Here is an 8,971-nt window from a genome sequence, read left to right as displayed (position 1 = left end):
GTGCTGACCGGGCGCGACACGGGCGCCGCGCGGCGCCGGCTGCTGGCCGATCTGGCGGCGGGGAACATCGACATCCTGGTCGGCACCCATGCCCTGCTGGAAGGCGAAGTGACCTGGCGCGACCTTGGCCTTGCCGTCATCGACGAGCAGCACCGCTTCGGCGTCGACCAGCGCCTGACCCTCGCGGCCAAGGGCGAGGACGGGCTGGATGTCCTCGTCATGAGCGCGACCCCCATCCCCCGCACCCTGACCCTGACCGCCTTCGGCGACATGGATGTCTCGCGCCTGACCGAGAAGCCGGCGGGGCGGCAGAAGATCGACACCCGCGTGGTCTCCCTCTCCCGCCTCGACGAGATGGTGGAGGCGGTTTCCCGCGCCCTCGACCGGGGGGCGCAGGTCTATTGGGTCTGCCCGCTGGTGACCGAATCGGAAACCAGCGACGCGGCGGCGGCGGAGGATCGTTTCGCCCATCTCGCCGCCCGTTTCGGCGCGCGCGTCGGCCTCGTCCACGGCCGCATGAAGGCGGCGGAAAAGGACCGGGTGATGCAGGCCTTCGCGGAAGGCACCCTGCGCCTCCTGGTCGCGACCACGGTGATCGAGGTCGGCGTCGACGTGCCCAATGCCACCGTGATGATCATCGAACAGGCGGAGCGTTTCGGCCTCGCCCAGCTGCACCAGTTGCGCGGGCGGGTCGGCCGGGGCAGCGAGGCATCCTTCTGCATCCTGATGATGGCGGACAGCGCCGGCAAGACCGCGCGCCAGCGATTGGAGACCTTGCGCGAAACCGACGACGGCTTCGTCATCGCCGAGGCCGACCTGAAAATCCGGGGCGCGGGCGAAATCCTCGGCACCAGGCAATCGGGCGTGCCGGAATTCCGCCTGGTTGATCTCGACCGTCATGCGGGATTGATGGAAATCGCGCATGATGACGCCCGTCTGGTGCTGGAGACCGACCCGCAGCTCGAATCGCCGCGGGGACAGGCCTTGCGCCATCTGCTTTATCTGTTCGAGCGGGATGCGGCGGTCCGCTATCTCGCCTCTGGTTAGGGTCAAACAAGGGACGTTTCATGCCCCAGGTCACGGTCCGCATCGAAGAGGGCATCGCCCTCGTCGTCCTCAGCAATCCGCCCCATGGTCATGTCGACCGGGTGACGGTGGAACAGCTCGGCTTCGCCCTCGACACGATCGAGGCCAATCCGTCCGTCTTCGCCGTCGTCGTCACCGGGGGCGAGGCCGGCGTCTTCGCCAGCCATTATTCGGCGGAAGAGCTCGAAATCCTCTCCCGTCACCTGCGCATGACGAAACAGGCGCCGGGGGAGGACCCGCTGCCGCTCGCCACGCTCTTCGCCCATACACTGGCCCGGATCGAGGCCAGCCCCCTGCCCTTCATCGCCGCGATCAACGGCACCTGCATCGGCGCCGGTTTCGAGATCGCGCTGGCCTGCGACATCCGCATCGTCGAGGACGACGGCTATACCATCGGCCTGCCGGACGCCAACCTCGGCCTCGTGCCCGGGGCCGGCGGCAGCCAGCGCCTGACCCGGCTGATCGGCCAGGCCCGGGCGCTCGAACTCCTGCTGATGGGCCGCACCGTCTCGCCCATCCAGGCGGTGCAGATGGGCATCGCCCAGGAACTGGCGCCGGATCTCGCCATCGACGCGGCGACCATCATGGCCGGCCGTTTCGCCGACCAGTACCGCCCGGCGACCGCCCGGCTGAAGCATTTGATCCGGGGCGCCGCCGACCTGCCGCTGGCGCAAGGCATCGCGGCGGAACGCGCGGCTTTCCTCGCCCTGCTGCGCGAGGACGAGCCCCTCGCCCGCCTGCACGACCTGAACCGGGGCGAGCGCGACATCACCGACTGAGCCCGCCTACCCGATGGGGGGGAGCCTCGCGCGGCAATTCCGGCCATGATTGCCCCCGGGGGCGCCGCGAGAAACGACGGCCGCCCCGGTAACGGGAGGATTGTCATGAACAAGGATATGAAGGCCGCGGCCGATGCCGTGCTGACCGGCACCGTCGAGAGCGCGCCGGGCATTCCCAGCGTCGTCGCCATGGCGACAAATCGCGACGCCACCATTTACGAGGGCGCGGCGGGCCTGCGCTGCCTCGGCCAGCCACAGGCGATGACGGCGGACACGGTCTTCGCCCTGTTCTCCTGCACCAAGGCGGTGACCAGTACCGCCGCGCTCCAGCTGGTCGAGGAAGGTCTCCTCGATCTCGACGTGCCGGCCAGCCGCTATGTGCCCGACATCGCGCGGATCCAGGTGCTCGACGGCTTCGATGCGGCCGGCAAGCCGGTGCTGCGCGCACCGAAGCGTGACATCTCCACGCGGATGCTGCTGCTGCACACCTCGGGCTTCGGCTATTCCTTCTTCAACGAAAAGATCCGCGATTTCGAGGTCGCGACCGGCCTGCCCATGATCATCTCGGCGACCCGGGCCGCGCTCATGGCCCCCCTCGCCTTCGAACCCGGGGAGCGCTGGCATTACGGCATCGGCATCGACTGGGCCGGCCTCGTCATCGAATCCTTACGCGGCAAGCGCCTCGGCGCGGTGATGGACGAGCGGATCTTCGCCCCCCTCGGCATGACGGATACCGCCTTCGCCCCCCGGCCGGACATGGAGGCGCGCCTCGCCACCATCCATCACCGGCTGGACGACGGCACGCTGATCGCCGATCCGACCTTGCGCCTGTCCAACCCGCCGGAGGTCGACCTCGGCGGTGCCGGTTTGCACGGCACGGTCGGCGACTACATGCGCTTCATCCGGCTGTGGCTGGGCGATGGGCGGGGCGAATTCGGCCGGGTGCTGAAGCCCGAAACCATCGAGATGGCGGTGAAGAACGGCCTTGGCGAGCTGAAGGTGACGGCGCTTTCGACCGCCATTCCCGCCCTGACCCATGATGCCGAATTCTTCCCCGGCATGAGCAAGTCCTGGGCCCTCGGCTTCATGCTGAACGACGAGCTGGCGCCGACGGGGCGCAGCGCGAATTCCCTCGCCTGGGCGGGGCTGGCCAATCTCTATTACTGGATCGACCGCGAGCAGGGTCTCGGCGGTTTCTGGGCGACCCAGATCCTGCCCTTCGCCGATCCGGCCTCGGTCGGCGGTTATCTCGCCTTCGAGGGCGCGGCCTACGCCGGCCTGGCCCGGGCCCGCGCGGCCTGACGGTCTGCCGGGCGCGGGTTCAGGCGACCCGCGCCCGATTGCGCAGCGTCTCGAACGCGACGAGGGCGAGCGCGGCCCAGATCAGCACGAAGGTGATGATATGCACCGTCGTCAGCGGCTCGCCATTGATGAAGACGGCGATCAGGAACATGCCGGTCGGCGCGATATACTGGAACAGCCCGAGGGTCGAGAGCTGCAGCCGCTTGGCCGCCGCGTTGAACCAGATCAGCGGCACGGCGGTGACGACGCCCGCCGCGACCAGCAGCGCGTCCGTGCCGAGGCCGAAGCGCCCCATGCCGCCGAAGCCCTCGCTTTCGCGCAGCAACAGCCAGGGAATCGCGACCAGCGCCATAAGGCCGCTCTCGATGGCGAGACCCACCAAAGGATCGGCCGGCGCCATCTTGCGCAGGAGGCCGTAGAGACCGAAGGTCAGCGCGAGGAACAGCGCCATATAGGGCGGCACGCCGAGCGAAATCGACAAGAGCGTGACACCGATCGTCGCCAGCGCCACGGCGACCCGACGAAAGCCCGACAAGGGCTCGCGCAGGATGACGACGCCGAGCAGCACATTGACCAGCGGATTGATGTAATAGCCGAGGCTGGCCTCGAGCGCGTAATTCGACTGCATCGCCCAGATGAACATATACCAGTTGGACGCCAGCAATCCCGCGGTGGCGGCCAGGATCATCAGGGATTTCGGCCGTCGCAACGCCTCGACCAACATGGGCAGACGACCGCTGACGACGATCAGGACCAGGATGAACAGCACGGACCAGATCGCCCGGTGCAGCATGACATCGAGCGCCGGAACATGGGCCAGCGCCTTCCAGTAGAGCGCCAGCAAGGCCCAGGTCAGATAGGCGGCGACAGCGAAGCCCGCGCCGACAAAGGCGGTGCGGGACGCAGCCGATTCGCCGGCCTCGCCTGGGATAAGGCTCATCTCTCGAGACTCCCGGCCGCGCGGCCGCTGTCAGTGCAGGCCGCGGCCAAGCTCGGGGTGGGCCGCCAGCAGGAATTCGACCGCGACCATGACGGCTTCCCACGCGGCGTGGTTTTCGCGATCCCCGAAGGCCGCGAATTCCGCCGCCCGCATCAGGGCGACCGAGGAGGCCTCCCGGCCATAGCGGTCGACGAGCTGCCGGGCCGTGCTCAGCACTTCATTCTCGGCCATGGCGGATTCGATATCGTCGATGTCCCGGCCGGGCATGTAGCGCGCGGTGGTGGGAACATGGGGCGGCCGTCGGCGCGAGCGCTGCAGGCGAGCCGGATTGAACGGACGCCTCATGGCCGCTTCTCGGGCAGCGGCTTGAAATTGGCCACCATTTCGTCGCCGCGCACGAGCTGTTCGGGGGTCAGCAGGCCCTTGACCTTGTCGCGGTTGCGCGCGGCATAGGGCGGCCCCTGTTCGACCGCCAGGGCATAATAGACATAGGCCTGGACGAGATCCTTGCCGACGCCGACACCTTCTTCGTACATGACGGCGAGATTATACATCGCGGTCTGGTCGCCCTGGCGCGCGGCGCGCTGATACCAGCGCGCGGCCTCGACCGGGTCGGCGGCCACGCCCATGCCGTTATCGTAAAGGGCACCGACATCGAATTGCGACGCGGCATCGCCGGCCTCGGCCAGCGGGCGCAGTTCGGTCATGGCGGCGGCATAATCACCGGCATTCATGGCCTTGACCCCTGCGTCACGGTCGGCGAGCGCCACCCGGGCACCGCCGAGCATCACCACGGCCGCGCAGAGGCCCGCCGCGAGGCGGTTGGACATGACAGGCATTTTCTTCTCCATTGCCGCGACACCATCGATAGCTTTTGCCGGGAAGGCAAGCCCCGGACAGCGCAGGGCAGGCTTGTTTCCGCCCGGGCGGCGGCCCGAAATCGCTCCATGCCCGTCCGCCGCAGGTGCCTGGCGGTGCTTTGCGTCCTATCATGACCCGCCGGCGGCTTGATTCCCGCCCCGACAGCCTTGAGGAAAAGCCATGGACCGAGCGCAACGCGAACACCTGATCGAACTCCTGCGCGGGCTTGGCGCCGATGACCCGGCGGCGGTCTACAACAACGCGCGCGAGGCCGCGGCCCTCGTCGAGGCCTCCGGCCTCGAATGGTGGGAAATCATCCGGCCGAGCGACACTGTCAAAGGCGGCTTCGCGCCCGATTTCGACCATGGCGATATCGACCTCGACGACGAGGGCGGTGATTCGGCCATCGCCCTCGCCGATACCGCCGACGAGAGCGTCGGCCAGACGCTGGAGCGCCTGCTTCGCCTCGGCAGCCTGTCGGCGGAAACCCGCGCGGACGTCGAAGGCTTTGTCGCCGACCTCAACGCCGGCAGCCTCGACGAACAGGACCGGCGCTATATCCAGGCCCTCGCCATCCGACTCGGCATTCTCTAGGCGAGGCGCCTATTGAATCGCGGGTCCCAGAGCCTTGGGGCCACCCGCCTGCGGGAATTGCGCCACGTGGCAGTCAGGGGCCGCCAGCGTGGTACGGCAACTGGTATTGGACTGCATGGTGTCATAGGCGACCTTGTCGGCGCCCGGCCAGGCCGGCGGATCGCCACCGAAGAGGGAATTCGATTCGCACCCCTGCAACCCGAACGACGAGCAGATCACCAGGATGATAGCGGCCAGTTTCCCCATGTCTTGTTCCTCCGGGCCCGCATTTCCGGGGCGATTTGCCGTCCATGTCGCATTGCGGACACACATCATGTTGCCGTGCCGCAACACTCCCGATCGAGTTGCACAATGCCTGTGCAGTAGCCTATTCGCGGGTTGTCGCCCCCAACGCCCGGGAATACATTGCACCTGCAAAAGCAAGCCCGACCCGATCGACAGGGTAACCAAGGTCTTTGGTGGCAATTCAAAGATGGTCGCCGTCAATTTGGGTCGAAGTGCCGCTTTATGGAGACATTAGCCTGTGTCACTCGCTTCGCTGCTGAGTATGGTGGCTACAGGTTTACAAAACATGGATATGCAACGGAGACGGTCATGAGACTTGCCCTTGGTCTGGTTAGCGCGGCAGCACTCCTCGTCGCGGGTGCCACCGCGCAGGCCGACGTGGTGTCGGGCCCTTACATCACCGGCTTTGGTGGTTACACGATCAACCCCGAGGTGGGCGTCGACTTCGAACCGAGTGGTGCTCACGGTGACCTTTCGTTCGAGAACGGCTGGATCGCCGGTGCCGCCGTCGGTTACGATTTCGGTCGCGCCCGCATCGAACTCGAAGGCGCCTACCGCGCCAACGATTACGACTCGCTGAAGATCGGCGTGGCGCCGGCGGCGAAGGTGGATGGTGACATCACCGCCATCTCCGGCATGGTCAACGCCCTCTACGATTTCGAGAACAGCTCGATCGTCACCCCCTATATCGGCTTCGGCATGGGCTTCGGCTATCTCGAGGATGACGATGGCTCGGACACCCAGCTTGCCTATCAGGGCATCGCGGGCGCCAAGGTCTCGCTGACCGAGAATCTCTCGGCCGTGGTCGACTATCGCTACTTCCGCACCCTCGAGGCGGATCTCGACGGCGCCAAGTTCGAATACGAGCAGCACACGATCACCGCCGGCCTGACCTACAACTTCGGCACGCCCGCTCCCGCCCCGATGGCGGAACCGGCGCCGACGCCGATGGAACCGGCCCCGGTGGCGCTCGCCCGCTCCTACATGGTGTTCTTCGACTGGGATTCGACCGCGATCACCGCTGACGCTTCCCAGATCATCCGCGACGCGGCCTCGGCCGCCCAGTCCCTGGGTGTGACCCGCATCGAACTGACTGGCCACGCCGACCGTTCGGGCTCGCCGCGCTATAACCAGAAGCTGTCGCTGAAGCGCGCCGAAGCCGTGAAGGCGGAACTGATCGCCCTCGGCGTCGCGCCCGACAGCATCAGCACCGTCGGCAAGGGCGAAAGCGCGCCGCTGGTCCCGACGCCGGATGGCGTCCGCGAGGCGCAGAACCGCCGCGTGGAAATCGTCCTGCCGTAAACCGCGCGGGGCTGGTGGACCAATCGCCAGCTCTTCCGGTACACTATGCCCTAGGGCGGAACGTGTAGAGATGTTCCGCCTTAGGGGTTTCAAACAAGAACAGTACTTCAAGTCGAAACGGAGATAACCATGCGGATTACCCTTGGTCTCGTCAGTGCAGCGGCCCTCATGGTCGCCGGTACTGCCGCGCACGCCGACCGCGTCGGCCCCTATATCAGCGCCTTCGGCGGCTACGTGATGCAGCCGGATCTCGAGTTCGATGACGGCACCGGTGCCGCCGATCTGTCGACCGACAATGGCTGGGCCGCCGGTGGCGCGTTCGGTTACGACTTCGGTCGTCCGCGCGTCGAAGCGGAAGTCACCTACCGCCGCAACGAGGCCGACCAGTTCAGCGATCCCGTCGCTGGCACCTTCGACCTCAATGGCAACTATTCTTCGCTCGCCCTGATGCTGAATGTTCTCTACGACTTCGAGAACTCCTCGCGCTTCACCCCCTACATCGGTGTCGGCGCCGGCGCGGCCTGGGTCTATGCCAACGACATCGCCGTCAAGGGCTTCGGCACCATCATCGACGATGATGACGTGCAGTTCGCCTATCAGGGCATCGCGGGCGTGAAGGTGGCCATCACCACCGGCCTGTCGCTCTTTGTCGATTACCGCTACTTCGCGACCCTTGACCCGTCCTTCACGGACGTCACGGGTACGGACGTCGATGGCGAGTACTCCTCGCACAACATCATGGCGGGCCTGACCTACAACTTCGGCACGGGCGCTGCCCCGGTCGCCGCCGAGCCGGCGCCGACCCCGGCCCCCGCCCCGGTGCAGGAAGCCGCGCGCTCCTACATCGTGTTCTTCGACTGGGATTCGACCGCGATCACCCCGGAAGCCCAGGCGATCATCCAGGACGCGGCCAATGCGGCCACGTCGCTCGGCGTCGCGCGCATCGAACTGACCGGCCACGCCGACCGTTCGGGCTCGCCCCGCTACAACCAGAAGCTCTCGGTGAAGCGCGCCGAGGCGGTCAAGTCCGTCCTCGTCGGCCTCGGCATTCCGGACGCCAACATCGTCACCATCGGCAAGGGCGAAAGCGCTCCGCTGGTCCCGACCCCCGATGGCGTCCGCGAACCCCAGAACCGCCGCGTCGAGATCGTCCTGTAATCTGCAGGTTCTCGAAGCCATCGAAGGGCGCCGGAGCAATCCGGCGCCCTTTTTCTTTGTCCGTCCCCCACCCCGCGACCGCGACAGACATCGGGCAGGCCAAAGAAAAGGCGCGCCGGATTGCCCCGGCGCGCCTTGTTGCTCGAGCGTTGCTTCAGATCAGCAGGGTTTCTTCAACGAGGTCCGCACGATCACCGGCGCCTGGCCGGAGAAGCCGCCGATTTCCTTCGGCTTCACCGCGTTGGCGAGATCGAGCAATTCGCCGACCTGCTTGCAGTAACCGGGCGTCTGCTGGCTGCGCTGCGAAATTTCATTGGCCAGCGCGGTCACGTAAATGTCGAACTGCTTCATGTAGGCCGAGCCATACTGGCGCTTGAACACCGACTGCAATGCCTTGGTCTGGCTGACCATCTCGTCCGAGAACTTGCGGACGAAACTGTTGTACTTGTCGGCGATCTTCAGGTCCTGGACCGTATGGCACTTCAACGCGGCGACCATCAATTCGGTCTGGAGGCGGCGGACGTCGTCGGCCATGACCTCTTCCGGCTTGCGGCACACGGTCGGCGCCACGTTATCAGCGACGATGCGGGCACCGGGGCCGATGCGCGGCGCGCCGGGCGCCACCGGAACCGCCGGCAAGCCAGGCCGTGGCACGGCGATGGTC

At 66.7% G+C, this 8,971-nt stretch carries 11 protein-coding genes; 6 read left to right on the top strand and 5 right to left on the bottom strand.

Annotated features, from left to right (window positions below; all coding sequences use genetic code 11):
* From WAZ62_RS19870 to WAZ62_RS19860, 3 genes are all read left to right on the top strand, one after another.
* Positions 1-1,047: ATP-dependent DNA helicase RecG (locus WAZ62_RS19870; protein WP_422645272.1), on the top strand; the 1,047-nt coding region annotated here is incomplete at its 5' end.
* Between the two features lie 20 nt (positions 1,048-1,067).
* Positions 1,068-1,865, top strand: coding sequence for an enoyl-CoA hydratase/isomerase family protein (locus tag WAZ62_RS19865; RefSeq protein WP_422645271.1), 798 nt, complete (start codon positions 1,068-1,070; stop codon positions 1,863-1,865).
* 105 nt (positions 1,866-1,970) lie between these two features.
* Positions 1,971-3,167 carry a serine hydrolase domain-containing protein gene (locus WAZ62_RS19860; RefSeq protein ID WP_422645270.1) on the top strand — a complete coding sequence of 399 codons (1,197 nt, stop codon included), beginning with the start codon at positions 1,971-1,973 and terminating at the stop codon, positions 3,165-3,167.
* A gap of 19 nt (positions 3,168-3,186) precedes the next feature.
* On the opposite strand, the gene rarD is transcribed toward WAZ62_RS19860, so the two are convergent.
* The 3 genes from rarD to WAZ62_RS19845 are packed head-to-tail and all read right to left on the bottom strand — an operon-like array spanning position 3,187 to position 4,946.
* A complete protein-coding gene (gene rarD, locus WAZ62_RS19855; protein ID WP_422645269.1) occupies positions 3,187-4,107 on the bottom strand; it encodes an EamA family transporter RarD in 921 nt (306 codons plus the stop codon).
* Positions 4,108-4,137: 30 nt separating this feature from the next.
* Complete coding sequence (locus tag WAZ62_RS19850; protein ID WP_422645268.1) at positions 4,138-4,452, bottom strand: hypothetical protein; 315 nt, start codon at positions 4,450-4,452, stop codon at positions 4,138-4,140.
* Entirely contained in the window at positions 4,449-4,946 is a 498-nt protein-coding gene (locus WAZ62_RS19845; RefSeq protein ID WP_422645267.1) for a tetratricopeptide repeat protein, read from the bottom strand. The genes WAZ62_RS19850 and WAZ62_RS19845 overlap by 4 nt, the downstream gene beginning before the upstream one ends.
* Positions 4,947-5,148: 202 nt before the next feature.
* Between WAZ62_RS19845 and WAZ62_RS19840 the strand changes: the two genes are divergently transcribed.
* Positions 5,149-5,562 (top strand): hypothetical protein, encoded by a 414-nt coding sequence (locus tag WAZ62_RS19840; protein WP_422645266.1) that lies wholly within the window; start codon positions 5,149-5,151, stop codon positions 5,560-5,562.
* 9 nt (positions 5,563-5,571) lie between these two features.
* On the opposite strand, the gene WAZ62_RS19835 is transcribed toward WAZ62_RS19840, so the two are convergent.
* Positions 5,572-5,808, bottom strand: coding sequence for a hypothetical protein (locus WAZ62_RS19835; RefSeq protein ID WP_422645265.1), 237 nt, complete (start codon positions 5,806-5,808; stop codon positions 5,572-5,574).
* A 348-nt stretch (positions 5,809-6,156) separates the two neighbouring features.
* Here WAZ62_RS19835 and WAZ62_RS19830 point away from each other — a divergent pair, with 348 nt between their 5' ends.
* Both WAZ62_RS19830 and WAZ62_RS19825 read left to right on the top strand, forming a co-directional pair.
* A complete protein-coding gene (locus WAZ62_RS19830; protein ID WP_422645264.1) occupies positions 6,157-7,149 on the top strand; it encodes an OmpA family protein in 993 nt (330 codons plus the stop codon).
* A 129-nt stretch (positions 7,150-7,278) separates the two neighbouring features.
* The gene (locus tag WAZ62_RS19825) at positions 7,279-8,307 is read left to right on the top strand and encodes an OmpA family protein (RefSeq protein ID WP_422645263.1); all 1,029 of its coding nucleotides are present in this window, start codon (positions 7,279-7,281) and stop codon (positions 8,305-8,307) included.
* Between the two features lie 159 nt (positions 8,308-8,466).
* Here WAZ62_RS19825 and WAZ62_RS19820 read toward each other — a convergent pair.
* Positions 8,467-8,971: hypothetical protein (locus WAZ62_RS19820; protein WP_422645262.1), on the bottom strand; the 505-nt coding region annotated here is incomplete at its 5' end.

This window comes from Zavarzinia sp., from assembly GCF_049306435.1.
GTDB lineage: Bacteria > Pseudomonadota > Alphaproteobacteria > Zavarziniales > Zavarziniaceae > Zavarzinia.
The sequence above is the reverse complement of the archived record's forward strand: the minus strand, read 5'-3'. Positions and strand labels throughout refer to the sequence as shown.

Coding starts and splice junctions, on each gene's coding strand:
- WAZ62_RS19865 (WP_422645271.1), top strand. CDS start 1,068: ATGCCCCAGGTCACGGTCCGCATCGAAGAGGGCATCGCCCTCGTCGTC.
- WAZ62_RS19860 (WP_422645270.1), top strand. CDS start 1,971: ATGAACAAGGATATGAAGGCCGCGGCCGATGCCGTGCTGACCGGCACC.
- rarD (WP_422645269.1), bottom strand. CDS start 4,107: ATGAGCCTTATCCCAGGCGAGGCCGGCGAATCGGCTGCGTCCCGCACC.
- WAZ62_RS19850 (WP_422645268.1), bottom strand. CDS start 4,452: ATGAGGCGTCCGTTCAATCCGGCTCGCCTGCAGCGCTCGCGCCGACGG.
- WAZ62_RS19845 (WP_422645267.1), bottom strand. CDS start 4,946: ATGCCTGTCATGTCCAACCGCCTCGCGGCGGGCCTCTGCGCGGCCGTG.
- WAZ62_RS19840 (WP_422645266.1), top strand. CDS start 5,149: ATGGACCGAGCGCAACGCGAACACCTGATCGAACTCCTGCGCGGGCTT.
- WAZ62_RS19835 (WP_422645265.1), bottom strand. CDS start 5,808: ATGGGGAAACTGGCCGCTATCATCCTGGTGATCTGCTCGTCGTTCGGG.
- WAZ62_RS19830 (WP_422645264.1), top strand. CDS start 6,157: ATGAGACTTGCCCTTGGTCTGGTTAGCGCGGCAGCACTCCTCGTCGCG.
- WAZ62_RS19825 (WP_422645263.1), top strand. CDS start 7,279: ATGCGGATTACCCTTGGTCTCGTCAGTGCAGCGGCCCTCATGGTCGCC.